Below are 25,027 nucleotides of genomic sequence, written 5' to 3' on the forward strand. Positions count from 1 at the left end.
TCGATTCATCTCGATCGTGTCGTCAGACGCAGTGTGAGCTCGACGAAGCGAGGTTCATGTCGCAGTGACGACAGGTCTGGATCCGCGCACAGCCAAGCGACATCATTCCAGCCGGAGACCACAGCCGACTCGAGGGAGGCCAAGCCGCGATCGGTCCTGCCGGCGAGCGTCTCATAGCACGCGATGTTGTACCACCTTACCGCTTCGGACATTCTCCTGGGCTTGCTCGCTCGAAGCAGTTCAGATGCGAACTCGAAGGAGTGCGTGGCCTCGTCTTGCAGCCCGAGAGCCCGCTCATACCAGCCGCGGTGGTACCACGCCTCGTGGTCAACCGGCTTCTTGATGGTGTCATTCACGACAAGTTCAAAGCGTCGGCTCGCGACTCTTTGGGCACGCTCATGGTCGCCGGCCGCGATCAAGAGGGCGATACACCAGTAGCCTGCCACCGGGTCGTCCTGCACGCCTCTCGCCCATTCGCGGGCGAGGCGCAGGGCCTCATCCCCTGAACCGGACGAGAGCAGCCCCCTGATCCGAACCTCCATGTTCTCAAAGCCGCCGACTCTCTCAGCGATAGCACGAGAGAGCTCTTGCTGCCCCTCTCTCTCCTTGCGGGCGTCGATCTCTGAAGCGGGCGGTCGGTAGGCGACAAGCGTCCAAATGGCGACAGACAACCCTGCCGTGATGGCGAGCATCAGCATGCCATGTGTGCCTGGTCTTGTGGGTTCCAGAGCCGGTACTCCTGACGCGTATGCTGCTCGCGAGTGTCAGCGTATACGCAGAAATGTCGCCGGTGGACGCGATTCTCGCGTGAGAAGGCGTTTCGCACCAATGTACATGGCTCCGATCACCCCGGCATACGCTTGATCGCATGTCCGGAAACCCCCAGAACGCACACTCAAAGACCTCTGCCTCGTTCGCGGCACCTAAAGGCACGCGCGATTTGTACCCGTTGGACGCCGCCAAACGGCGGTTCATCATGGAGGCGTGGCGGTCGGCCTCGATCCGATTCGGGTTCGATGAGATCGACGGCCCGACCTTTGAGCATCTCGATCTATACACAGTCAAATCGGGCGAGGGGATCGTTTCCGAGCTCTTCTCCTTCAGGAGAGCGGGTGGCGACGACGACTACGCGCTGCGGCCTGAGTTCACGCCGACGCTAGCAAGGATGTATGCAGCGCAAGCGCGTCAGCTCCCGCGCCCGACCAAGTGGTTTATGGCAGGGCCGTTTTTCCGAGCTGAACGCCCGCAGCGGGGGCGTCTCCGCGAGTTCCTCCAATGGAACGCGGATTACCTCGGGCTCGATGTTCCGGATGATGCGACAGAGCAGGCCAAGGACGAAGCTCGGGCGCGGGCGGACGCCGAGGTCATCTCGTGCTGCGTCGGATTCCTGCGCGAGCTCGGCTTGGGGCCGTCACAGATACGGGTCAAAGTGAACCACAGGAGTGCGCTGTCGCAGTGGCTTGTCAGCCGCGACGTCGTCGAGTCGCGTCACGCCGAGCTGTTCGGCCTGCTCGACGCGAAGGGGAAGATGCGCCCCGAGGAGTTCGCCCAGAAGCTGGCGGCATTCGGGTTCTCCCCGCAGCAGTCGGAGGTCTTTCAGAAGGGGCTGATCCGAGTCACGATCGATAATCGTGCCGCGACGGGAGAGGACGAGGTGCTCGATCTGACGTTTTTCTCCGAGGCGGTCGCGCCGCTCGTCAGAGCACTCACCGCTGCGGGTGTGCTGGACTGGATCGATTTCGATCTTTCGATTGTCAGAGGACTTGCGTACTACACCGGCATGGTCTTCGAGGTCCACGAGGCCGGAGGCAAGGAGCGTGCGATCGCCGGCGGAGGGCGCTACGACGGCCTTGTCTCGCTCTTTGGAGGCCCGTCCACGCCTGCGGTGGGCTTTGGCATGGGTGACGTGGTCCTCTCGCTTGTCCTGGAAGATTGCGGGCTTATGCCAGCCGGCACCGCCCTCTTGCAGAGGTCGGGTCTCTGTCCGGATGCGTTCGTCATTTCGAACGGGGCCCCTGAGACTCTCGGTCTTGTGACGTCGGTTGTCGCTCGTCTCCGAGAGCAGGGGCTGCACGCGCGCCACTCCTATCGCTCAACCACCAACATCGGGAAACTCATGAAGGACGCGGTCGCATGCGGCAGCCGATTCGTTGTCATACTGGAGTCCGCGGCTGTCGCGACCGTCAAGAACCTCGCGGATGGAAGTCAGTTGCAAGACGTGCCAGTAGACACGCTTGCACACGTTCTTGATGATGCGAGCGCGTAAATATCTGTAAATAATGGTCTTACAGACTGGTGCTCAGTTTTTGCCTTGATGGCCAAACATGGCCACGCCTGACATTGTGTAGCGAAATCCATCGGCAGGCACTACACTGAGTGTGTCCCTCGGCGATCCTGTTAGTGTTTCGTCAGGAATGATCTGCGAAGAGGTGTGGGCCGTGATATGAGCGATGCAGACGACCGACCTCCAAGTGCCCGCGCGGGCTCGGTGAGCGTCGATCTCTTGGCATCGGGTGCCGAGGATCTGCGGATCGCTGAGGATTTTCGTCCAGTTCTTGCGCGGGCCATTGAAGTCCTGAGCAGAGAGTATTTTGTGCGGGGCGAGATACGGATCCGGCTCGTACGCGATGAAGAGATGTCGATGCTGCACGAGCGGCACACAGGCATCGCCGGGACGACCGATGTCTTGACGTTCGACCTGCGAGACACCCCGCTTGACCAAACGTCTCCACTCGACGCGGACCTGGTTCTGTGCATCGATGAGGCGGCCAGACAGGCACAACTCCGATCGATCCATATCGTCCACGAACTCGTGCTGTACGCGGTGCACGGGATTCTCCACATGCTTGGCCATGACGATCATGACAATGATGCGTACGTGGCGATGCACGAGGTTGAGGATCGCGTGCTTGCCGCCGCGGGCATCGGGCCGGTCTTCTCTGCTCCGCTGGCCAAGGAGCAGGAGCCATGACTTCTGTCGCTTGGTTATGGATCGCTCTGCTCGCCACCGCGGTCGGCGGCGTGCTATCGACCATGTACCTCTGTCTCAGGGATACCTCTCGTGTCAGACTTGAAGAGCTTGCCGAAGCGCAGCGGTCTCGCGCGATCCTGCTTCGGATTAAGCACATCCTGAGCGATCTCGGTGGGCACGCGAACTCGATTCTCTTCCCGCGGATCCTCTCGAACCTGGTCGTAGCGGTCGCAACAGTGCTCTGGCTTCTTACCCGAGGCACGGGAGAGTCGGCTTTGACCGGCTCCGCAAGTGCCGTACTGATTCCTGCGGCTGGTGTGCTTCTCTCTACGTTGGCCATCCTTATTTTCGGTGCAGTCATCCCCCAGAGCATCGCGAATCACGTGCCCGAACAGACCGTGCTCGGGCTCTCACGCCCCATCCGCGTGATCTACACGGTGATGTGGCCGGTTCGGCGTGTAGCGTCCTTTATCGACGAGGTCGTCCGCCGCCTGAGCGGGCGCACGACCGAGGACATTGCAGAGGCGGCTCAGGATGAGTTGCTCTCTGTCGTCGATGAAGTTCGCCGTGAGGGTCAGATTGATGAGTCCGCCCGTGACATGATCGAGGCGGTCGTCGAGTTCCGATCAACGACTGTTGAACAGATCATGACGCCTCGCACAGAGATTGAAGCCATCTCGCTGTCTACCAATCTCGGCGACCTGATCCGAACTGTGAGAGAGATCGGGCACAGCCGTATACCGGTCTTCGAGGACGACCTCGACCACATCATCGGCATCTTTTACGTGAAGGACCTGATGCGATGGCTTGCGGGAGACCATCCGCCTCACCACGCCTTCTCTTTCAGGGAGATTCTGCGTCCGGCGATCTTCGTGCCCGAGACGAAGACGGTGCATGAGCTTCTGAGAGAACTGCTTGCGAAGAAGGTCCATATCGCGATCGTCGCCGACGAGTTCGGAGGCACTGCGGGGCTTGTGACGATCGAAGACATCGTCGAAGAGGTCTTCGGAGAGATCCAGGACGAGTATGAGGTCGGTGCAGAAGGACCCGAGCTGCCAGCGATTGATCCGGATACCAGGACGGCCGACATCGACGCCCGTACCTACATCGACGACGCCAACGATTCGCTCGCGCCCATCGGCGTCGAGTTCCCGGAATCCGAGGACTATGACACGGTCGGGGGCTTCGTAACGGTGGGGCTCGGACGGATTCCCGAGAAGGGTGAGCGTTTCTCGCTGGCGGGCATCGAGATCGAGATCGCAGACGCGGAGCCGACTCGTGTCGCTCGCATTCGCGTGCGATCTGAGAGGCATGAGACCGCTGACGGGGATGATCAAGAGCCGGTTTCTGAGCCCTCCGAAACCGCAGAGTCCACGAAAGAATGAGTGGCGATGGTCCGTTCGCGTGAGGCAGGTATCACGCGGGGCGAGTTCCTAGACTCTGCTCCTCCTTGACCCGGCAGCGAGGCGGGCAGCACCAGCCGGTACGGGCACGGTGAGCATCGGGCACATCCGCGAGGTCTTGATATGCGTGTGATCGTGACTGGACAGATCGGCGTCGACAAGAAGCCATACCTCGAGCAGGTCCGTGCCTTCGCCGGCCAGCAGGGCGAGCCGATCGCCAACTTCCACGTTGGCGACATGATGTACCGCGAGGCTCCGGATGTCCCGGCCGGCAAGATCCTCGATCTGCCCTGGTCCCGTTTGAACTCGCTCAGGCGCGCCGCGTTCAAGGACATCATCGCGGCGAGCCGCGATCTGCCGAATCTGGTAGTCAATACGCACGCGACCTTCAGGTGGAGGCACGGGCTCTTCAGTGCGTTCGACTTCGATCAGATCCGACTCATGAACCCCGACGTGTTCATCTGCCTGGTGGACAACATCGAGGTCGTCCACCATCGCCTGCACGCCGACCACGTGATCGACGCAACGCTGAAGGACTGCATGGTGTGGCGTGAGGAAGAGATCCTCGCGACCGAACTCATGAGCCAGGCGATCCCAGGGTCTCGCTTCTACATCCTGAGCCGAGGCAGGCACGAACCGACCACAAGAACCGCCTTTCGGCTGGTCTGCCGCCCTTCCATGAAGAAGGTCTACCCCTCATTCCCCATGAGCCATGTCGTTGACATGCCCGAAGTGCTCGCAGAGATCGACGCATTCCGCGCTGAACTGGCCAAGCACTTCATCACGTTTGATCCCGGCGATGTGGACGAGAAGCTCCTCCTTGATCGGGCGATCGCCGCCGCTCGCAGCGGCCAGGAATTCCTCGACGTCGAACCCCACTCCTTCGGCGGCAGCAAGGGGTCGCGCGAACCGATCCGTGTCAGCGTGAGGGAGGTTCTGGACATCGCCGGCGACATCGATGGCCAGATCTACATGCGAGACTTCAAGCTGATCGACCAGTCAGACATGATCGTGAGCTACGTGCCGGAACTGCCCGGAGCCGGAGGCAAGGACATCCCCGGACTTTCTTCTGGCGTTGAGCGTGAGCTTCAGCACGCGTTCGAGCACGGCAAAGAGGTCTATGTGGTGTGGAAGCCGAAAAAGAACCCATCGCCCTTCATCACAGAGACCTCCACCAAGATCTTTCCGTCAGTTCCTGAAGCCCTAGCGTACTTCGAGTCTCAAGGTCTCTTCGGCGAGAAGAACCTTTTTGGGCACTAAGCAATCGCGGTGAGCGGCGCCGCTGGAGATTCCTCTCCGGTGAATGCAGTATTCTGTTAGGTATCGATGGCCAACTCAAGCCCAAGTTGGCCTCTTTTATCCACCAGTTTGCTGGTCTTTTCCAAACGATGCGGCACCTTGTGCATTACCGGCTCTGTGCCATAACCACAGGCGGGTACAAGGTGTTTGTTTGGATCCGATTGAAATGTGCATCTGCCTGCTTGGGGGCATCCATGATTCAGCGTCTGTGGCTCATCATCCTCGCGGTCGCTTTCGCATCTGCCGGTGTGGCTTCGGTTGCCTCTGCACAGGACAGCGAAGAGGTTTCGGTTCGATCCGTTCCCGTTGATGCCTCCCGAGTGATGTCCGCCCTCAAGGCGTCAGAGACCATCTTGGGATCCGGCTCTGGCATGCTCGATACAGCTGGCGACGGTCGCGAAGCCAGCATGGGCTCAATGCTTCGCTCCGAAGACCCGTTCAATGCCCGCGCTGGCGTACAGGTCACCGGTGGGCTCGATCAGGCCGTTTCTGCCTCACTCAATCGATCCACGCTCTCACGTTTGGACAGCGTCCAAACCTCAGGTGGATTCCGGGTCTCTGCGAAGAGCGTCATCATCCGAATCGTGCTGGGCACGGTTCTCGTCTTTGGCATCGGAGGTCTCGCGCTTGTTCTTCTGACGCGGGTGTCGGGCGGCCAATCTCCCGAACTGGCGTGACCTGTCCTCAATTCCCGGTCGCTGGCCCACCACGGCTTACGCATCGGGCAATGTAACAGTCCACTTTCGCGTGGCCGGGCGAGATTCGCCACTCACACCTTGTCTGGCCACACCACCTTGCGTCGCCGGATTCACGTCCGGCGACGTTTTTTCTCGACAGAGCGTCATCTCGCCGAAACTCGATGGAGCGGCCGCCAAACAAGAACCATCGCCGACCCAAGTGATCCGGCGATCGGAGGTCTCTAGCATGGAGGGAGTGGCTCGCAATCCCTTTCGAACCGCAGATCACGCCGGCTGGAGAGCAGCACCGCGTCCATCGGCGGATCGCTACACCGATTCCGAGGCCTCCGAGAGCGAGCGTGTCTATGCAATGTTCACGCACCTCACGTCGGTGCTTGGGCTCTTCATAGGGCTTCCAGTGCTCGCCGCCTTGGTGATGTGGATGATCCGGCGGAAAGACTCGCCTTTTCTCGACGATCACGGCAAAGAGGCCGTCCACTTCCAACTCTCACTGGTCATCTACGGCATCGCCCTTGTGCCTATCGCATTCGTGACGCTGGGGCTCGGTGCGGTTGTCGGAGGGATGTGCGTGCTGGCGTTGGGTGTCGTCGGCACGGTTCTCGCCGCACAAGCGGCACACCGCGGCGAGTATTACAGGTATCCCATGACTCTTCGTCTCTTCTGATCCCGATCGAGATCGCCCCGGCCTCTTGGCCCTCGAACAATGCACGCCATGACGCAACGAAGATGCCGCAGGATGAACTCGCTTGTGTCGATCACCGCAAGCTACCTGTCGAGGCGATTCCATCGCATCGCCTTCGGGCTCGCGGCGGCTCTGGTCGTGGGCGGGTGCGGCGGAAACCCATTCGCCACGAATGAGCCAGACTACGGACGCATGGTCGCGGTTGATCGTCTGCGGTCGATTCAGCCCTCCGGGATAGAGAGCATGGGCATGCCCGCCGAAGCACCGACCACCGGCCCGGAAATGCTGGCCAACGCCGAGACGCTTCGCCGTCGTTTCGAGGGGTTGGACACGGTCTCGCTCACGCTCGAAGAGTGCCGCGCCGCCGCATTGGAAAGAAACCTCGATCTTCGTGTGGTGCTCGTCAATCCGGAGATCGCGGCGACAGTCGTGAGCGAGGAGGAGGCCGCGTGGGAATCGCGTCTGGGGGTGACATACCGCCGCAGCGAGTTCGATTCTCCGACGTCAAGCGAGCTCGCCAGCGCTCAATCCCGCTTTGACACCCTTCAGCCCGAAGTCGTCATCCCGTCTCGAACAGGTGGCAATGTCACGGTCTCCATGCCTGTCACCCGGAATGAGAACGACAATCCGTTTACGACCTTGAATCCTGCCTACACCACAGACTTTCAGATTGGTCTCTCACAGCAACTGCTCAGGGGAGCCGGTCGGCGGGCGAACACTCATCTGCTCCGAGTCGCGTCGTACAACCGGCAGATCTCCGAGGCCCAGACGAAGCTCGAAGTCATCCGACAACTCGCCGCAGTGGACCGGGCGTACTGGCGTCTGTTCGCGGCCCGTGAGGCCCTTGAGGTTTCGCAGCGTCAGTTCGAGCTGGCTCAGTCCCAGCTCGAAACAGCTCGGCGAGCCGTGAACGCTGGCCGCCTCGCGGAGATCGAGGTCATTCGAGCGCAATCCGGACTTGCATCGCGTCTGGAAGCGATCATTAACGCTCAGAACGCCGTACTCTCAAGCCAGAGAAACCTCAAGCGTGTGATCAATCTCGAGGGGCTCGGCCAAGATACACCCGTGATGGTGGTCACCGCCTCGCCGCCAGATCCGGTGAGGTATGAGATCGAAGGAAAGGCACTCGTCGAGTCCGCGCTCGCCGCGCGGATGGAGATGTTGGAGCTCGAGCTGCGCCTTGCGGCCGATCTGTCACAGATCGACTACGCAAAGAACCAGGCGCTCCCGCTGCTGGCCTTCGACTACGTTTATCGAGTCAACGGGCTTGGAGACTCGTTCAACTCAAGCACGACTGTGATGCGGGAGAACAACTTTGAGGACTGGGAGCTCGGCCTGAGAGCGGAGATCCCTATCGGCAACGAGGCCGCGAAGAGCCGCGTGCGTCGAGCGCTCCTGACCCGTCTGCAACGTCTCGCCACGCGGGAAGCCCAGAAGTCCTCCATCTCGCAGGAGGTTCTCGACGCGGTAGACTCGATCAACGCTGGGTGGCAGCGGATCATGGCGGCCCGGCAATCGGTGATCCTCAACCAACGCACGCTGGACGCCGAGCAGCGTGCCTTTGGTGTAGGCAACTCCACCAGCACTGATGTGCTCGACGCCGCGGCACGACTCGCCGACGCCCAGCTCGCAGAGATCAGGGCGGTTGTTGATTACCAGATCGGGCAGATCGATCTCGCCTTCGCAACCGGAACACTCCTCGGCGCATCGCGGGTTGATTGGGCACCGGGCGAGCCGAGCGAGTCCGTTGTTCCCCGGGACAGCGAGACCCCGCGTGCATCGCGTCGTATCGTCACGACAAACTCCCCTGACGAGGGATAATCAGCGATCTGGCGGCAACATCGCTAGAGCCGATTCGGCTACGCATCCCCGAAGATGTGCATCTGGTCGGTCTCGATGACACGCTCGGTCACCGGGTGAGCCACATCAATCCGATAGTCGCCGTCGTAGCATGCGGTGCAATACTTCTCGGCCGGTTCACGCATCGCTGACAGCATTCCTTCCTGCGTGAGATAGTGAAGCGTGTCAACGCCGAGATACTGGCGGATCTGCTCCACGGTCCTGCCGTTGGCGATCAACTGGCTTCGTTCGGCGAAGTCAACGCCAAAGAAGCACGGGTGGCGGATCGGCGGACACGAGATCCGCAGGTGCACCTCGCTCGCACCCGCCTGACGGATCTGTTCCATCTTCACGCGAGTCGTTGTGCCACGGACGATCGAATCGTCAACCACGATCACGCGCTTGCCGCGAACAATCTCAGCAATCACGTTGAGTTTGAGGCGGACCGCGGCGTTCCGCTCCGTCTGCGTCGGCTTGATGAACGTCCGGCCAACGTACCGATTCGGGACGATCCCTTCCCGGTATGGAAGGCCGCACGCACGGGCATAGCCAGCGGCGGCGGATCTGCCGGAATCGGGCATCGGCATGACGAAGTCGGCCGGCACGTGGGCCTCGGTCGCGAGGATCTCGCCGAGACGTTCGCGGACGGTCTGGACATTCTGGCCGAAGATCACACTCGCCGGGCTGGCGAAGTAGACGTGCTCAAAGACACAATGGGCTGACCGAGGGCTCGGCTCGGCGAAGCGACGAGACGAGAGCCCCTGATCTGAGAGCGTCACGATCTCGCCCGGCTCAATCTCCCTCACGAACTCAGCCCCAGCAACGTCCAACGCCACGGTCTCGCTGGCGATGACAAACTGCCCATCCGGAAGTTGCCCCAGAACCAAGGGACGCCATCCCCAAGGATCGCGTGCCGCCTCTATCCGGTCGGCGAACAGCATAACGAGACTGAACGCACCCTGGAGACGCCTCAGCGTTGCGGCGACAGGATCGGGCGTGCGCTGCTGCTCAGGAGAAGCCAGCAGGTGGATGATGACCTCGGTGTCGCTTGTGGTGTGGAAGAGGTGACCACGCTCCTCGAACATCCGGCGAAGCGCATCGCTGTTGACTAAGTTGCCGTTGTGAGCGATTGCGACCTGACCGCCGATATACGACTCGATCAGCGGCTGGCTGTTGCACGCCAGCGATCCACCCGCTGTTGAGTACCGATTGTGCCCGATCGACCCCTTCTCGCCGACGCGGCACAGGTGGGTGAGATCATGCGGCGAGATCACGTCGGCAACCAAGCCCATACCGACCACGCCATCGATCCGGCGTCCATCGGTGACCGCGATGCCCGCTGCTTCCTGACCCCTGTGCTGCTGGGCGTACAGCCCGAGGTATGCCAGTCTCGGGCCCTCGGGCACGCCCCAGACGCCAAAGACGCCGCACCGCTCCTTCTTCTCCATATCGCGGACAGCATCGGCTTCGAAGAGCCGGTTCGGCTCCCGTGTCGACGGTGAAGCGAGAACCGGGAGTGAGAAGCGCCGGGCATTGACATCGTCCATGCGTGTGCTCTGAGCGGTACGTTGCTGTCGTGTGGAGGGCGATCGCCGCGATCATCGCGTCGCTGCGAGCAGTGTAGGGATCACGTTCCGTTGCTTCTGCCCCGAAGGCCAAAAGGCACAAGGCACCTCTCCGGAGAGCGGTGCCTTGCGTAGACGTGCGGAAATGACTTGAACGGGTCTTAGGAGACCATTCCCTTGAGGCCCTTGAGGGGGCGGATCTTGATAGCCGTGCTGGCGGGCTTCGCCTTGAACATCTTCTCCTGCTTGGTGAAGGGATCGATGCCCTTCCGAGCCGGGGTCGCGGGCTTGAAGCGGCTCGTGACCTTCATCAGACCGGGAACGACGAAGACCTTCGGCTTGTCCTTGCTCGGCTTCGCCAGATCGGCAGCCATCACCGATGAGAGCGTGTCGAAGACACCCGAGACCTGCTTGCGGCTCAGGCCGTTGTGCTCCCCGAGAAGCGCGAAAAGCTCACCCTTGGTCCGCTTGGAGGCGGCGGTGATCTTCGCGGGCTTGGCGGCCTTGGGGGCTGCTTTCGCAGGGGACTTTGAGGACTTCGACGACTTGCCAGACTTCTTTGCCATTGCTGTTTCACTCCATGAAAGGCTTTGATTCTCTCCGAGAACTGCGGGTTTCTATCGCGCCGCTTGCCATTTGGCAAGGTCGTCACATCGGTCGGAACACTGTTTTTTCGTGGTTTTTTCCACATTTCTATTGCAGGGGACCTGTGTTCTCGAGTTCGACGGACAGTTCGACCAACACCGCCGAGTGGTCCGAAACCCCTGAAATCCGAGGTTCATGCAGGTATTCCGCCCGTCGGATCGCGGACGAAACACCGCCAGAAACGAGCGCGTGATCGAGTCGCAACTCGTGTCCCCAGTGGGATTTCCATGTTGTGTGGCGGGCGGATTTCTCGCGTGGTCCGGTCTCGTTTGCTGCAAACACGTCGACGTAGCCCGCCGTGGCGAGCCTGCCCATGCCGAAGGCGACATGGCGCGGAGGCCCTCCGGGCTGCCCGGGATCTCGTGAACCATTGAGATCTCCGAGTATGACATGACGGTCGCCACGAAATCGCACCGCGTGATCGACAAGCCAAGCCCAACCGTGCAGGGCACTGCTGGGAATCCAATCATCGGGCAGGTGGGCACCCGTCACGATCAGTCCACCCGCCTCTCGGGCCAGACGACGCACGACGACCCTCCGACGGAGGCACTCTGGAGGTTCATCCCTGATGAGCTCCATCTCGGGTTCGAAGCCGAACCGTGAGACCATGATCAGGCGGTTCCGAGTCTGCGGGAGGCCGTCGGAGGCCTCGGCGACATGCACCAGTCCCCGGTCAGCAAGTATCGCAAGCAGTTGTCCACCTAACGTGGGACGGAACTCGGAGATCACGACCAGATCGGGTTCATGGGACACGATTTCGAGCGCGATATGAGGCAAACGCCTTCCGCTCCCACCGTGCAGGATGTTCCACGCCAGCATTCGGAGCGTCCGTGGCGTGTCGTTCGGATCTGGCATGCAGGAGCGTAATCGGCGATCCGACCGCGTGCTACCGTTGCGCATGAGCGATCCATCGTTGTCGGGACAGAGGCCGATTGTCGTTGTGACCCATGAGATTCCGGGGCGATTGAACGTGCCCGGGGCAGAGATACGCCAGAGCGATGTGTCGAAGCAGACGAGGGCGGATGTCCTCCGCATGATCCACGGCGCGTCATTCGTGGTCACCATGTACTTTGACAAGGTCGATTCGGAGTTCCTCGACGCCGCCGGGCCTGGCCTCAAGGGGGTGTGCAACTTCGCGGTCGGATATGACAACATCGACGTTGCCCTCTGCAAGCAGCGTGGAGTGAAGGTCGCCAACACACCTGGAGCCGTGACGGAGGGCACCGCGGATCTCGCGTGGGCGCTCATCCTCGCGTGCGCCAGGCGCCTCATCGAAGCCGATCGATTCGCACGCACGGATGAGTACGCCCGTCGAGGGCCGCTCGGGATTACAGAGTTTCTCGGGATGGATCTGACCGGTCGAACGCTTCTCATTGTCGGTGCTGGTCGGATCGGTTACGCGACCGCACTGCGATCGATCGGCTGGGGGATGCCGGTGCTCTACGTCGCCAGATCACGCCATCTCGACTTTGAACTCGCGCCGCTCGCGGCCCGACGCGTGAATCTTGAAGAGGGGCTGCGCGAGGCGGATGTGGTCAGTGTTCACACCCCACTCACATCTGAGACCAGGCACATCATCGATGCGAAGGCGATATCGCAGATGAAGCCCACGTCGATCCTCATCAACACATCCCGCGGCCCGACGGTCGACGAGGGCGCACTGGTCTCAGCCCTGAAAGAGCGTCGGATCTGGGGGGCTGGTCTCGACGTCTTCGAGCACGAGCCAAGACTGCATCCCGGTCTCGCAGAGCTCACGAACGTCGTGCTCGCGCCGCACATCGGGAGCGCGGAGACGAAGTATCGTCTGCTCATGACAGAGATGGTCTCCGAGAACGCGAGAGCGGTGCTCAGCGGAAGAGAGCCGATCAATCCGGTCTACTGAAGGACCCACCGCTCGGAGTACGCAGGCATCGGCTTACTCGTTGAACGCCTGCAGGAAGTCGAGAAGATCGAGGATGTCCACGATGAGATCGCGGTTGAAGTCGGCATTCACATTCCCGACGAAGCACGGCCCGGCCTGACCCTCGCACGCAGAGAACGCTCCGAAGAAATCCAGGAGATCGAGAATATCCACCATGCCGTCACCGTTGACGTCCGCGGGGTGTCCGCTCGGGTTCAGATCAGCTGAGCTCACTGTGCCATCGTAATTCGTATCGTAGATCGAGAAATTGAGCCCGAATCCGTCCAGCACGACCACGCCGTTGACGGTTGAGTCTGCATCGTCTGGGCCGCCGTCCTTCGCTGCGATGTAGTCGAGCAGTTCAGTCTCATCGTTCTGATCCACGGAACCGTTGCCGTTGAAGTCGCCCGGGATGACGTCGAACCCGGCATCGGTCCAGACGAAGAGGGCGTCATCAGGGCTCTCGTAAGCGGTGCCGACAATCGCCATGGCTCGCCAAGATTCCGGGTCCAATCCGTCGCTCACGCTCTTGCCTCGCCAGCCGACCGAAAGCGTTCGCACCGCGCCGGTGATCGATGTGGACTGGTTGACCAGCTCATGAATCGCCTCCGCGACGCTTGTCTGGTTCCCGACGTTGAAGTCGAATGGCTGAGGCGCGGCACCCGCCATAAGTCCCGCACCCTGCTGAGTCAGCGGGAAGACAAGCGTGATCGTGGTCGTATCGCTCGCGATGTCATGCGAGAACCTGAGCTTGATGAGCGGGTTCCAAGCGCCGAATCCGCTGCCTCCGAACATGCTGCTCGCGGAATTGAACGCGCCGAACCGCTCAAAGAATCGCCCTTGGACGACCCATGTCTCGCCAGCGTCGAAAGTACCGTCCTGATTGCCATCTTCTGAGATCACCGTCACAGGCGTGCATCCGCAGAAGGCGAGCGAAAAATCAGCGCCACTCCGCTCGTAGAAGGGAGGTGTTGCGAAGTCGAAATCCAGGCCGCTTCCCTGTTTGAGCGTTCTCTCGCCGATCTCGCCCTGCGGAACGCCGCCGTACCGAGCGATGTTTGCCAGCACACGCATCGAAGCAACCGAAGGGAGTTCGCCTCCTGTGTTGATGTCGTCGTCCACATCGAGCTCGACATACCCGTAGATCGGGCTCGGGCCGAATTGAAAGGGGTCGTAGACGTCAAGAATCCCGAGTTCGCCCGGAGGATTGATCACCCCTGCAAGCACAAGATCGAGTTTGAAGAACTCACCGTCGTCGTCGTACTCGCCGACATAGAGGTTCGTCGCTGGCCAGACCGGATCCCACGCTCCGACTGTCAGAGAGAGGATGTCAGGAAGATTGGCATGGGGGCCGATCGATCCGTTTGCACCGAAGTCCATGCGACGCAACGCGGCATCACCACGCGGATCGAGCCATTGCTTGCCGTCATCCGCAAGAGCGGTTCCGGCGATCAATGCGATCAGCGAGTGGCAGAGTATTCCGCGTTGGTTGGTCACTGACTTGCCTCCCGAACGAATGACTCCAGGCCGTACCGCTCGATCCGGTAGCGGAAACTGCTCCGCTGCATCCCGATCAGCTTGGCGGCCCGGGAGACATTCCCTCGGGTCTTGGCAAGAGATTGTTTCATCAGCTCGCGTTCGACATCCGTGAACGTGCACGAGCCGGCGTCAAAGTCGAAATGAAGCCCCCCGGTTGAGGTCCGATCACTGTTGTGAGCAACCCGATCTCCATCTTCGGACGAGGGGTGAGCCGGTGCGGGGTCAAGACCAAGATCGATGGCCGTGATCTCCTGCTGGTCACAGAGCATGGCGACGCGCTGCATCGTGTTGAGAAGTTCTCTCACGTTGCCCGGCCAGCCGTAAGACCGTATCGCATCGATCGCATCTGGCGAGAGTTGTGCCGGAGGGCGGCCGTATTCGCGGAGCATCCGGTCAAGCGACGCGCACCCGATCAGCACGCCATCCTCCCCTCGCTCACGAAGGGGTGGGATTCGGATCGTGAGTGCGTTCAGCCGGTAGAGCAGGTCCTTACGGAACAACCCCGCCGCGGCTCGCTGCTCAAGATCCTGGTTCGTCGCCGCCACAACGCGAACCCGCACCGGTGTCTCGCGTGAGCCGCCGATTCGCCGGATCATGCCGCGCTCGAGCACGGAGAGGAGCTTTGCCTGCAATTCAAGCGGCATGTCGCCGATCTCATCGAGGAAGATCGTCCCGCCATCCGCCATCTCAAACAGGCCTTCTCTTGCCGACCTCGCGTCGGTGAAGGCGCCCCGCTCATGCCCGAAGAGTTCAGACTCGATCAGTGCCGCAGGCAGAGCAGAGCAGTTCACGTGGACATACGGCGCATCCGCAGATCCTGAGGCCTTTCGCGAGGCGTCGTGGATATGCCGGGCGAGCACGCCCTTGCCTACCCCAGTCTCACCGAGCAGCAGGATCGTCGGCAGTGATGCACCGGCCCGGGGATCGTGGCTTGACGGTACTGGGCTTTGCGCCATTCGCTCTGCGAGCGAGAGCGTCTGGAGCCAGCCAGAACTCTGCCCGATGACAGCCGACACTGCGCCGCCGACTCCCTCCAGTCTCTTGTAGAGACGCAGTTTGCGCCTGTCGGCGCGGGCCGCCAGAAGTCGATTCAACAGGATCCCGAGCTCATCGAGACGAACCGGTTTTTCCAGATAGTCATCGGCACCGACTCTCATCGCTCTCACGGCCGATTCAACGGAGCCGAACCCCGTCATTACGACGATCACGCCGTCGTACCCGTCTTCGCGGAGCCGGGCAACCAGATCGATCCCGTTACCCGAACCAAGGTTCACATCGGTGAGGATCGCATCGAAACGCGATCGAGCCATCGCCTCGTCGGCATCCGGCAATGTCTCGCATTCCACAATCTCGTGCCCGCTCGCACGAAGGGAGCGGGCGATCGTGAATCGAATGTTCGACTCATCCTCGATGATCAGAATTCTGGCCACTTGCGTCCCCGGGATGGCCAATGCTGGCCACTCAATGTTCGGGTGCTGATGGGATACGGATGCGGATGCAGGCACCAATTTTCGCGCTTTCACGCCCGAGTAGGGGGTATTCTGCTGATTCGGAGGCGATGGTGCCGCGGTGTTGTTGGATGACATACTTGGCCATTGCAAGGCCAATGCCAGTCCCTCCTGGCTTTGTCGTAAAGTGCTGCTCGAAAATGCGGTGTCGGTGTTCCGGAGGGATCCCCGGTCCGTCGTCGATCACGTCGATCCGCACCCAGTCCGGGCCATCGGGGATGACGCTCACCATGGTGCGGCCCCCGGTGCCGACGGCTTCGATCGCGTTCGTGACCACAGCGATCAGAGCATGCTCCAGATGCACGGGGTCTGCCATGACAAACACTTCAGATGGAGAGGTTTGGATATCGATCAGAACGCTCTTGCTGTCAGCGAGCGGCAGCAGCGTGGGAAGGATGTCGTTGATCCAGCGGTTGACGCTGAGTCGCACCGGCGCAAGCTCCAACGGTTGTGTCGTTCGGAGCAGGTCTCGGAGCCAGATCTCGAATCGATCCACCGTGGCCATGATCCTGGATTGCACTTCGCGCAAATCGGAATCAGGGGGCAGTTCTGAGCGTGTCACCTCGGCCAGCGATCGGATACCGGAGAGGGGGTTCCGAAGATTGTGCGTCACTCGTCGCACCATCTCCCCGACCGCTGCGAGTCGTTCACGCTCGACGCGTTCCTCGATCATGGTCCCGATGGTCTGGGCCATCTGGTTGACCTCGCCGCTCAATTGTCCGATCTCGTCCCTTGCTCGCACCGGCACACGATGCTCGTAATCGCCCGCAGCGATGCGGGTGGTGGCGGTGCGGAGCATCGCGACTGGCTGCACGATCCAGCGAGTGAAGAGGAGCGAACCGAGAAGCACGGTCAGGGCGAGCGCGACGAGGCATGCCGCAGAAACACCCAGCACATACGCACGGATTGTCCTTGCATGACGGACCTGAAGCGACGTGTTGTTCAGCACGTGCTGCTCCAGTCTCCCGAGCAGATTGTTGATTGTCGAGAGCTCGGCGATCGCAACGCCGATACGACTCGGTGTTGTCGCGGCATCAATCGCCGCCGCCGCCGCGGCTTCGCCCTGCCGCATCAGGGTGCGTGTCGATGAGATCCCTGTTCGCACGATCTCGCTCTCAGGGCTCTGGAGATGCTCAAGTTGCTGGAGCATCGATTCGGTTAGTGTTGAAACCGCAGCGGAATCAATCTCGCGCTCGTGTGCCGGTGTCGTTGACATCAGCCAACTATCGTGACCGAGTGCCTGAGCGAGTTTCTCGACAGTCCGACGACTGTCTGAGATTGATCGCAGGGTCGCTTCGGCACCGCGCATAGGCCACGCGATCTCACGCTCCAGAATGACGATCGACCATATCGCAGTCGCTTGGAGCAGGAGAACCGCCGCAACGAGGCCGGCCAGGAGCAAGCCGAACTTTTGTCGGAGCGTCAACACAGAAGCGCGACCTCAGCGCAGCCGCATCGGCTTCCAGTTCCAGCCGGGTTCTTCGAGTGGTGTGCGGGATGCCGCGACGTGCCCATCGATGAACGCGACATTTGCCGCCCCATTATGCCTCAGAGCAGGAAACCAGTATGTATTCGCCCCAAACGCATCTGTGTCAGCGAGCGAAGGAGCGGAGAACACAGGGTTCAGACCTCTTGCAGACGCAACGCGTCCATCCACGTCCCAAAAGAGCGGCGTGGATCCGGATTCGAGAACCGCACCAGAGAGTTGCACCGGCTCCAGGCGAGGCACGCCATCTGACACAACGGGTCGACGATGCAGACGGAGATTGAAGCCAAATGAGATGCTTGCCGCAGGCGTTACTCCGCCGTCGGCGCATGAGAGCGAACGTGTCACCTTGATCGGCGACTTCACCTCCGCGCATCGCATCGGATCGTTGTCGGCGTTGTCCGGCAGGGTGTGCGTGGTGCCCGATCCCCAACGCCAGAACTCAGAAAGTCCGTACTGACTGTTCTGGAATGTCTCGATGGTGAACCGACCGTTGAGCGAAGTGTCGTTACCCCGATCGGGACCGAGATCGTCATTCGCGAACACAGCGAAGTCGAAGGCGACAGTCCTCTGCGCAACCTGGCAACGGAAGCCCTTCGCGGCACCCATCGTTCGAGCAAGCATGGGGAGCGCAATCGCCAGAAGACTACCGATGATGGCCATCGACACCAAGACCTCGACGAGCGTGAAGGCGCGTTGGTGCCTAGCTATGAATGAATATGGCCTATTGATCCCCAATGGCTTCTCCGAGACTCCGAACAGAGTGTAACCAGATCGCGAAGGCCGCACAAGTGGGCCAATCGGGCGAAACGTTCACGATGACCTATTGGTGAGCCGCCTCGCCGCTTCCCTGATATCAGGCGCGTCCCGGGCCGAGGAGCTTCTGGGGCTGATCGTCCTCGTCCTTTGCGAGGAGATCGCTGTACCCGCAACCGATCGGTTCGCCGAGGACCGGCGCGAGAGCGGCACGGAGGTCGGTGAGCTGCTTCTGGCAGTGCTCGACAGTGACCGCGTTAGTGACCATCGCCTCAAACTCGAGGAAGGTGCCGAGCTTCGAAACCTGGTCGAGGTGGATGCGGACGTTTCCGAGCAGAAAGAGCTCCCGCACCTTGCGGACGACGACCCACGTAGGGAGGGGCGTTGCCCCGAATCGTTCGACGGCCTGCGGCTCGGAGAAGATGGTGAACTGGCTGATCTTGGGGTTCAGCCGGTCGGGGCGGTGGTAGAAGATGTACTCGGTCGGCTCGCCGACGGTCTCGCGTTTCTTCAGCCGACCGCTTGGGACGCGGTAGTAGGTGTCGGTCTGCTCAAGCGTGCCCGCATGAACCGCACCCAGCCGCAGAATGATCGACCGTGCGAGGGACAGGTCGCGGAGTTCGCATTTGAACTCGAGGTTCTGCATGAGGTGACCGGGGGCAGAGGGTGCTTGTTGCTGGGTGCGAACGCGGAGGCATTCGGCATTCGTGATTCGACATTCGCAGAACGGAAGCGCGTGCTGGGTGGTGGAAGGCGTGAGACCGATAACGGCGCGGTATCGACGCGTGATTGGGAGTAGATCGTCAGGATTGACCGAGTGCTTGAAGGAGGCGGGACTCATCCCACACCTCTATGTTGAGTTCGCGGGCCTTCTCGAGCTTCGAGCCAGCTTCCCGCCCTGCGATGACCAGGTCCGTCTTCGACGAGACCGAACCGCTGACCTTCGCCCCGTGGGACTCAAGTAGCTCGGAGAGCGAGGTGCGATCGAAGGCGTCGAGCGTGCCGGTGAGGACGATCTTCTTCCCGGCGAACGGGCCCGAGGTTGTCACGGGGGCGGCGAAGGGCGCGCGATAGTCCTTTGAGGTGAGATCCACGCCCGCGTCGCGGAGCGCGGCGAAGGTGTGCTTCGCGGAAGGGCTGTGGAGATAGGCATAGACAATCGGCGCGGTCTCGCGTCCGAGGCCAGTCTCGGGGCGGTCGGCAGGCGACTCGGGATAACCGCGGGCGGCTGCGTCGCTCTTTGAGAGTGCCTTCGGCATTAGCATCTCGACGGAAGCCGCCATGAGGGCTTCGTAGTCCTTGAACTGGCGAGCGAGCAGTTTCGCAGTCGAGTCCCCGACATGACGGATCCCCATGCCGGCCAGCACACGGGCGAGCCCCTGCGATTTCGCGGCCTCAATGCCTGCGAGGAGGTTGTCGACCTTCTTCTCGCCCATCCGCTCGATCTCGAGGAGCGTGTCGCGATGGTCCTTGAGGTGGAAGATGTCTGCGAAGCTGTTGAGGGGGATGCGGCCGTCGGTGCGGATCTGGAAGATCGTCTTCTCGCCGAGACCCTCGATGTCCATCTGCTTGCGGCCGCAGAACCAGACGAGTTTCTCGTATACCTGGGCCGGGCATTCGGGGTTGATGCAGCGGCGACCTGTCTCGAGTTCGGGATGGTCGATGGATTCGGGCGGCTCCGGCTCGACCGTGCCCTCGCACTCGGGGCAGGTGTCTGGGGCGGCGATGGGCTTGGTGTTCTTCGGTCGCTTGTCGAGGACGACGCCGACGACGTACGGGATGATCTCGCCGGCCTTCTCGATCTCGACGGTGTCGCCGATGCGGATGTCCTTCTGGCGGACCTGTCCGTAGTTGTGGAGCGTGGCGTGCTGCACGACCGAGCCGGCGACAAGGACGGGCTCCATGACGGCGCGGGGCGTGATCTTTCCGGTCTTGCCGACCTGGTGGAGGACGTCGAGCAGCTTCGTCATCACGCGATCGGGCGGGTACTTGAAGGCGACGATCCAGCGCGGGGACTTTGAGGTGGTGCCGAGCCTGGTCTGCTGCTCGAAGGAGTCGACGCGGACGACCATGCCGTCGGTGGCATATTGGAGCGTGCGGCGCCTGGCGTCGAAGTCGGCGATCGCGGCGAGGATCTCTTCGACGCCCGAGCACGTGTAAAGGTGTGGCGTGACGGGGATGCCGAGGGACCTGATGCGAGCGAGAAACTCGGAGTGGGACGCTGCGAAGCCGGGATCGGAGATCTCGCCTCGGCCGTGGGCGCAGAAGGAGAGGTTTCGCGCGGCGACGAGCTTGGGATCGAGGTTCTTGAGGGTTCCGGCCGTGGTGTTTCGCGGGTTCAGGAAGAGATCCTCGCCCTCTTCCTCGCGCTGCTTGTTGAGCTTCTCGAACTCCTTCAGGGTCATGTAGACCTCGCCACGGACTTCGAGAACGTCGGGGATGGGCGGGGCCTTCTTCTGGGTTGCGGAGAGGACGACGGGGATCGCGCGGATGGCGCGGGCGGCGTGGGTCACGTCGTCGCCCTTCTCGCCGTCGCCCCGCGTCACGGCGCGGACGAGGCGGCCGCGCTCGTAGCGGAGGGAGAGGGCGACGCCGTCGGTTTTCGGATCACAGATAAAGCGGATCTCACCATGTGTTGTCGGAGCGGTGGTATCTGGCTCGGGGAGAGGCAACGAGCCGAACAACCCTTCAACTTGGCGCTTTGACCTGAACCCGTACGACTTCGGGTTTTGTGCAACATCAGCCTTGAGTGCTTCCTTGACTTTCTTGTCGTCTAGTTCGTCAAGACGACGCCGTACTCGGTCGGCCCAGTCGCGGACGCCCTGCTCGTCATAGGTGTTGTCGATGCTGAGCATCGGGAGGGCGTGCCTGACGGTGGTGAAGCCCTTGATGGGCTCGCCTCCGACGCGGGCGGTGGGGCTGTCGGGGTCGGCGAGGTCGGGGTGCTTAGCTTCGAGTGAGGCAAGCTCGGCGAGGAGCTTGTCGAACTCGGGATCAGACATGATGGGGTGGGCGTCGGCGTAGTACGCGCGATTGGCGCGTGTGAGGAGTTCGCGGAGCTCGTGGATGCGGTTGGTCTCAGCAGTCACGGCAGCATGGTACTTGCGATCGGTCTTGTGAGCGAACTGTCGGGGATCGAGCCAGCCGCTTACCATGCCGGTATGGCGGCTCGGATCATTGACGGCGTCGCACTTGCAAAGTCACACCGGGAGCGTGTGGCGGAGCGGGTGCGTGCGCTGTCGGAACGGGCTGGGCCGGGCGTTGGAGTTGGGGGGGGGGCTGTCCGGTTGGATGCGGTGCTGGTGGATTCGGGGGACTCGTCAGCCCGGCTGTACTCGGAGAACCAGGCGAAGGCGTGCCAGGCCCTCGGGATCGATTACCGGCTGCATCTCCTGCCGGGGACGGCGACGTTCGATGACATCGCGGGGCGGGTGCTGCTCTTGAGCGCGGACGAGACGGTGAGCGCGATCATGCTGCACGTGCCGTTGCCGCCGACGGTGGACCCGTATCGGGTGCAGCGTCTGATCGCGCCGGACAAGGACGTTGAGGGTGTGAACCCGGCGAACATCGGAAACGTGGTGTACGGGAGGTCGTCGCTGGCGCCGTGTACGGGACTGGCGACGGTGAAGATGATCGAGTCGACGGGTGTTGACCTGCGGGGGAAGCGCTGTGTAGTCGTCGGGGCTTCGGATGTGGTGGGGAAGCCGATCGCCGTTCTGCTGATGAGGCAGGACGCCACGGTGATCTCGTGCAACAAAGCAACGTGGGGGTTGGAGGAGCTGTGCCGCTCGGCGGATGTGCTGGTAGCGGCGGCGGGCGTTCCGGGGCTTGTGACGGCGTCGATGGTGAAGCCGGGAGCGATCGTCGTGGATGTGGGCGTGAACCGGATCCCGGGACCGGATGGGAAGATGAAGACGGTGGGGGATGTGGCGTTCGAAGAGGTCAGCCGCGTAGCCGGCTGGGTATCACCCGTACCGGGAGGCGTCGGTCCTATGACGGTTGCGATGCTGCTTGTGAACGTGGTCGAGGCATGCGAGCGTCGGTATGCGACGCGTCTGGGATCGCTTCGAGGATCGAATCCCTGAGCCGTTTGGGATATACAATGGGTGAGACCGGTGCGGGGCATCGGCAGCTGCGGCAGCACCCATCGGAGACGCGATGAACACGCTGGCATTCGGCATTGGGCCTATCGGCACCACGGAACTGATCGTGATCCTCGCGATCGGACTTTTGCTCTTCGGCAAGCGGTTGCCTGAGGTGGGCAAGAGTCTGGGGAAGGGTATCGTCGAGTTCAAGAAGGGGCTGAAGGGCGTTGAGGACGAGATCGAACGCGAGTCCAGCAAGCCGTCTTCGGTCGCTAGGCCTCCGCTGACTTCTGGTGGTATCGATGCCCGCGTGAGCACTGCGGAGCAGGTTGAGCAGTCTGTTCAGAGCGAGGCGAAGCCGAACTGATCGATGTATTGGATCGTCTCTGGGGCGTGAGATGGCTTCACTGAGAGGTGGGCGATTCGCCCTTGAGGGATCGAGAATCATGTTGATGAGCATCGCGGCGACTCTCGCGTTCACGCTTGGGGCCGGTGGATTGGCCGATCTTCCGATCATAGAGATCGTGTCAGACGACACGGTCATTGATCGTTCGTGTCTGGTACGTATCGCTCCCGGGACTGTCATTGCTGACGCCAACGGGAACGGCGTGATCAGGATTCAGGGCTCCGATCTGACCATTCGATTCGAGCCGGGGTCTGTTCTGCGAGGAGCGCCGGAGGGCACGCCGGGTGATGCCATGGCGGGCATCGGGCTCGTCATCGAGGGGCACCGCAACGTGCGAATCGAAGGGGCGGCCATCGAGGGCTTTCGCATCGGTTTGCTCGCGAGAGAAGCCGATGGGTTGGTTATCGATGGTGCAACTTTCCGCGACCATTTCAGGCAGCGTCTGAGATCCACTCCGGCTGCGGAGGAGTCCGGCGACTGGCTCTGGCCACACTCGAACGATAACCACGAGTGGGTGACAAGCTACGGGGCCTCAATGGCGATCGAGCGCTCTCGTGGCGTCGAAGTGAGAAACGTCGTGGTTCGCGAGGGCCAGAACGGGATCGTTCTTGATCGCGTGAACGATTCCAGGCTCTACGACAACGATTGCTCATTCCTTTCCGGGTGGGGCGTCGCGATGTGGCGTTCGAGCGGGAACGCGATCACACGCAACGCACTGGATTTCTGTGTTCGCGGATACTCCCACGGGGTCTACAACAGAGGGCAGGATTCCGCGGGGCTGCTCATGTTCGAGCAGTGCAACAACAACCTGATCGCCGAGAACTCCATCACCCACGGCGGCGATGGGATCTTCGGCTTCGGAGGCAAGGAAGCGCTCGGCGAGGTGCCGGGTCCTGAGGGCTTCGATCACGCGAGAAAGGGCTGCAACGACAATCTCTTCATCGCGAACGATCTCTCTTACTCGCCGGCCCATGGACTGGAGATGACCTTCTCATTCGGAAACCGCATCATCGGCAATCGATTTGTTGAGAACGCCATCTGCGGGATCTGGGGTGGTTACTCGCAGGAAACCCTCGTTGCCTTCAACGTCTTCAAAGGGAACGGTTCGAGCGGCTACGGGCTTGAGCGTGGTGGCGTCAATATCGAGCACGGGAGCGGCAATGCGATCCGCGAGAACGAATTCGAAGCGAACGCCGCGGGAGTTCACCTGTGGACAGACGATGACGGAGCACTGCTGAGAACACCATGGGCCAAGAAGAATCATCGCGGCTCAACGGACAACGTCGTCGCGATGAACGGATTCAATGGAGATCGCGTCGGTGTGCACCTGAGGGCGACCGGCAGAACCGTCTCATACGGCAACACGTTCGAGGGTGTCACCGAACCTGTGAGAGTCGAGGGCGGAGAAGGACTCACCGATAGCGATCCTCAGCCGTCTGCTGCTATCCCGGCGTACATCGCATTCGGTGCGACGCGTCCCGTCGGAGCACGCGCCCACCTCTCAGGACGCCAGAACATCGTCATGGGTGAATGGGGACCATGGGATCATGCATCGCCGATGCTCCGCCAATTAGATCGCTCCGGGGGTGTTCATCGCTACGAGGTGTGGGGATCGCCCGGGAAGCTCCTTGTTGAGAGCAGATCCGAAGGTGTTTCGACATCTCTCGAAACTGCCGACTCAGGACCTACACAGGTGCGTGTGAGCGCGGGTCCCGGAGTACATCCCTACCAAGTGGCCCTCAAGGGTGAGGGAATCGAGAAGGTGCTTCGCGGAACGCTCGTAGGGGCGGAATGGACCGTTCGCTTCTTCCCGTGGACAGTCGATCCGCGAGAGAGCATCGAGGGGTGGCGAGCCGAGTCGTATGGACCTCACTCTCGCAGCGTGACCGTCGATGGTGTGCGATTGGCGTACCGACACGGCGGGCCTCGCGACCTGGGTCTCGCCGCTGAGTTCGGCGACGCGGATATCGGCAAGGATCGTTTCGGAACGATCGCGACGACAAGCATGCCGCTCAAGTCGGGAGTCTGGCGCGTCAGGACACTGTCTGATGATGGTGTGCGTGTTCTCGTCGATGGCGAGCCAGTGATCGAGAACTGGACCTGGCACGCCCCTACACGCGACGCGGGCGAGTTCCGCCTCGACCGTGACCGCACAGTCCAGATCACGGTCGAGCACTTCGAACTCGACGGGTTTGCCGTCCTTGAGTTCGAGATCGAGCCGGTCCAGTGACGCGGCACACACATG

The 25,027-nt window shown here is 61.6% G+C and carries 21 protein-coding genes; 11 read left to right on the forward strand and 10 right to left on the reverse strand.

The annotated features are described in order from the left end of the window. Positions 1 to 5 precede the first annotated feature (5 nt). The gene (locus KF838_02155) at positions 6 to 692 is read right to left on the reverse strand and encodes a hypothetical protein (protein QYK48665.1); all 687 of its coding nucleotides are present in this window, start codon (positions 690 to 692) and stop codon (positions 6 to 8) included. Positions 693 to 868: 176 nt separating this feature from the next. On the opposite strand from KF838_02155, the gene KF838_02160 reads away from it, so the two are divergent. From KF838_02160 to KF838_02190, 7 genes are all read left to right on the forward strand, one after another. Next, entirely contained in the window at positions 869 to 2,266 is a 1,398-nt protein-coding gene (locus KF838_02160; GenBank protein QYK48666.1) for an ATP phosphoribosyltransferase regulatory subunit, read from the forward strand. 177 nt (positions 2,267 to 2,443) lie between these two features. Beyond that, a complete protein-coding gene (ybeY, locus tag KF838_02165) occupies positions 2,444 to 2,971 on the forward strand; it encodes an rRNA maturation RNase YbeY (GenBank protein ID QYK48667.1) in 528 nt (175 codons plus the stop codon). Beyond that, positions 2,968 to 4,356, forward strand: a complete 1,389-nt coding sequence (locus KF838_02170; protein QYK48668.1) for an HlyC/CorC family transporter — start codon at positions 2,968 to 2,970, stop codon at positions 4,354 to 4,356. Before ybeY ends, KF838_02170 begins: the two co-directional genes overlap by 4 nt. A 141-nt stretch (positions 4,357 to 4,497) precedes the next feature. Continuing rightward, complete coding sequence (locus KF838_02175; GenBank protein QYK48669.1) at positions 4,498 to 5,634, forward strand: AAA family ATPase; 1,137 nt, start codon at positions 4,498 to 4,500, stop codon at positions 5,632 to 5,634. 233 nt (positions 5,635 to 5,867) lie between these two features. Beyond that, positions 5,868 to 6,350 carry a hypothetical protein gene (locus tag KF838_02180; GenBank protein ID QYK48670.1) on the forward strand — a complete coding sequence of 161 codons (483 nt, stop codon included), beginning with the start codon at positions 5,868 to 5,870 and terminating at the stop codon, positions 6,348 to 6,350. 256 nt (positions 6,351 to 6,606) lie between these two features. After that, positions 6,607 to 7,035 carry a DUF4870 domain-containing protein gene (locus tag KF838_02185; GenBank protein QYK48671.1) on the forward strand — a complete coding sequence of 143 codons (429 nt, stop codon included), beginning with the start codon at positions 6,607 to 6,609 and terminating at the stop codon, positions 7,033 to 7,035. 48 nt (positions 7,036 to 7,083) lie between these two features. Next, entirely contained in the window at positions 7,084 to 8,874 is a 1,791-nt protein-coding gene (locus KF838_02190; GenBank protein ID QYK48672.1) for a TolC family protein, read from the forward strand. 38 nt (positions 8,875 to 8,912) lie between these two features. Here the strand turns inward: KF838_02190 and KF838_02195 are convergent, their stop codons facing one another. The 3 genes from KF838_02195 to KF838_02205 form a co-directional block, all read right to left on the reverse strand. After that, positions 8,913 to 10,439, reverse strand: coding sequence for an amidophosphoribosyltransferase (locus KF838_02195; GenBank protein QYK48673.1), 1,527 nt, complete (start codon positions 10,437 to 10,439; stop codon positions 8,913 to 8,915). A gap of 179 nt (positions 10,440 to 10,618) precedes the next feature. After that, the gene (locus KF838_02200; GenBank protein ID QYK48674.1) at positions 10,619 to 11,023 is read right to left on the reverse strand and encodes an HU family DNA-binding protein; all 405 of its coding nucleotides are present in this window, start codon (positions 11,021 to 11,023) and stop codon (positions 10,619 to 10,621) included. 127 nt (positions 11,024 to 11,150) lie between these two features. Beyond that, entirely contained in the window at positions 11,151 to 11,957 is an 807-nt protein-coding gene (locus KF838_02205) for an endonuclease/exonuclease/phosphatase family protein (GenBank protein ID QYK48675.1), read from the reverse strand. Between the two features lie 43 nt (positions 11,958 to 12,000). Between KF838_02205 and KF838_02210 the strand changes: the two genes are divergently transcribed. Continuing rightward, positions 12,001 to 12,984 carry a D-glycerate dehydrogenase gene (locus KF838_02210; protein ID QYK48676.1) on the forward strand — a complete coding sequence of 328 codons (984 nt, stop codon included), beginning with the start codon at positions 12,001 to 12,003 and terminating at the stop codon, positions 12,982 to 12,984. Positions 12,985 to 13,017: 33 nt separating this feature from the next. On the opposite strand, the gene KF838_02215 is transcribed toward KF838_02210, so the two are convergent. The 6 genes from KF838_02215 to ligA form a co-directional block, all read right to left on the reverse strand. Beyond that, positions 13,018 to 14,499 carry a hypothetical protein gene (locus KF838_02215; protein ID QYK48677.1) on the reverse strand — a complete coding sequence of 494 codons (1,482 nt, stop codon included), beginning with the start codon at positions 14,497 to 14,499 and terminating at the stop codon, positions 13,018 to 13,020. Further along, complete coding sequence (locus KF838_02220; protein QYK48678.1) at positions 14,496 to 15,971, reverse strand: sigma-54-dependent Fis family transcriptional regulator; 1,476 nt, start codon at positions 15,969 to 15,971, stop codon at positions 14,496 to 14,498. The genes KF838_02215 and KF838_02220 overlap by 4 nt, the downstream gene beginning before the upstream one ends. Before the next feature lie 31 nt (positions 15,972 to 16,002). Further along, positions 16,003 to 17,451: a HAMP domain-containing histidine kinase gene (locus tag KF838_02225; protein QYK48679.1), complete on the reverse strand. Its 1,449-nt coding sequence runs from the start codon at positions 17,449 to 17,451 to the stop codon at positions 16,003 to 16,005. A gap of 39 nt (positions 17,452 to 17,490) precedes the next feature. Beyond that, a complete protein-coding gene (locus KF838_02230) occupies positions 17,491 to 18,204 on the reverse strand; it encodes a hypothetical protein (GenBank protein QYK48680.1) in 714 nt (237 codons plus the stop codon). Between the two features lie 187 nt (positions 18,205 to 18,391). Further along, the gene (locus tag KF838_02235; protein QYK48681.1) at positions 18,392 to 18,937 is read right to left on the reverse strand and encodes a class IV adenylate cyclase; all 546 of its coding nucleotides are present in this window, start codon (positions 18,935 to 18,937) and stop codon (positions 18,392 to 18,394) included. Between the two features lie 157 nt (positions 18,938 to 19,094). Then, positions 19,095 to 21,380, reverse strand: a complete 2,286-nt coding sequence (gene ligA / locus KF838_02240; protein QYK48682.1) for an NAD-dependent DNA ligase LigA — start codon at positions 21,378 to 21,380, stop codon at positions 19,095 to 19,097. Between the two features lie 72 nt (positions 21,381 to 21,452). On the opposite strand from ligA, the gene KF838_02245 reads away from it, so the two are divergent. The 3 genes from KF838_02245 to KF838_02255 all read left to right on the forward strand — a co-directional run bounded on the left by KF838_02245 (position 21,453) and on the right by KF838_02255 (position 25,012). Beyond that, positions 21,453 to 22,376: a bifunctional 5,10-methylenetetrahydrofolate dehydrogenase/5,10-methenyltetrahydrofolate cyclohydrolase gene (locus KF838_02245; protein QYK48683.1), complete on the forward strand. Its 924-nt coding sequence runs from the start codon at positions 21,453 to 21,455 to the stop codon at positions 22,374 to 22,376. Positions 22,377 to 22,449: 73 nt separating this feature from the next. Then, positions 22,450 to 22,743, forward strand: coding sequence for a twin-arginine translocase TatA/TatE family subunit (locus KF838_02250; protein QYK48684.1), 294 nt, complete (start codon positions 22,450 to 22,452; stop codon positions 22,741 to 22,743). Positions 22,744 to 22,828: 85 nt separating this feature from the next. Continuing rightward, positions 22,829 to 25,012: a right-handed parallel beta-helix repeat-containing protein gene (locus KF838_02255; protein ID QYK48685.1), complete on the forward strand. Its 2,184-nt coding sequence runs from the start codon at positions 22,829 to 22,831 to the stop codon at positions 25,010 to 25,012. Positions 25,013 to 25,027: the final 15 nt, after the last annotated feature.

Source organism: Phycisphaeraceae bacterium (assembly GCA_019454185.1).
Lineage (GTDB): Bacteria > Planctomycetota > Phycisphaerae > Phycisphaerales > UBA1924 > JAHBWV01.

Coding starts and splice junctions, on each gene's coding strand:
- KF838_02155 (QYK48665.1), bottom strand. CDS start 692: ATGCTCGCCATCACGGCAGGGTTGTCTGTCGCCATTTGGACGCTTGTC.
- KF838_02160 (QYK48666.1), top strand. CDS start 869: ATGTCCGGAAACCCCCAGAACGCACACTCAAAGACCTCTGCCTCGTTC.
- ybeY (QYK48667.1), top strand. CDS start 2,444: ATGAGCGATGCAGACGACCGACCTCCAAGTGCCCGCGCGGGCTCGGTG.
- KF838_02170 (QYK48668.1), top strand. CDS start 2,968: ATGACTTCTGTCGCTTGGTTATGGATCGCTCTGCTCGCCACCGCGGTC.
- KF838_02175 (QYK48669.1), top strand. CDS start 4,498: ATGCGTGTGATCGTGACTGGACAGATCGGCGTCGACAAGAAGCCATAC.
- KF838_02180 (QYK48670.1), top strand. CDS start 5,868: ATGATTCAGCGTCTGTGGCTCATCATCCTCGCGGTCGCTTTCGCATCT.
- KF838_02190 (QYK48672.1), top strand. CDS start 7,084: ATGACGCAACGAAGATGCCGCAGGATGAACTCGCTTGTGTCGATCACC.
- KF838_02195 (QYK48673.1), bottom strand. CDS start 10,439: ATGGACGATGTCAATGCCCGGCGCTTCTCACTCCCGGTTCTCGCTTCA.
- KF838_02200 (QYK48674.1), bottom strand. CDS start 11,023: ATGGCAAAGAAGTCTGGCAAGTCGTCGAAGTCCTCAAAGTCCCCTGCG.
- KF838_02205 (QYK48675.1), bottom strand. CDS start 11,957: ATGCCAGATCCGAACGACACGCCACGGACGCTCCGAATGCTGGCGTGG.
- KF838_02210 (QYK48676.1), top strand. CDS start 12,001: ATGAGCGATCCATCGTTGTCGGGACAGAGGCCGATTGTCGTTGTGACC.
- KF838_02235 (QYK48681.1), bottom strand. CDS start 18,937: ATGCAGAACCTCGAGTTCAAATGCGAACTCCGCGACCTGTCCCTCGCA.
- KF838_02245 (QYK48683.1), top strand. CDS start 21,453: ATGGCGGCTCGGATCATTGACGGCGTCGCACTTGCAAAGTCACACCGG.
- KF838_02250 (QYK48684.1), top strand. CDS start 22,450: ATGAACACGCTGGCATTCGGCATTGGGCCTATCGGCACCACGGAACTG.
- KF838_02255 (QYK48685.1), top strand. CDS start 22,829: ATGAGCATCGCGGCGACTCTCGCGTTCACGCTTGGGGCCGGTGGATTG.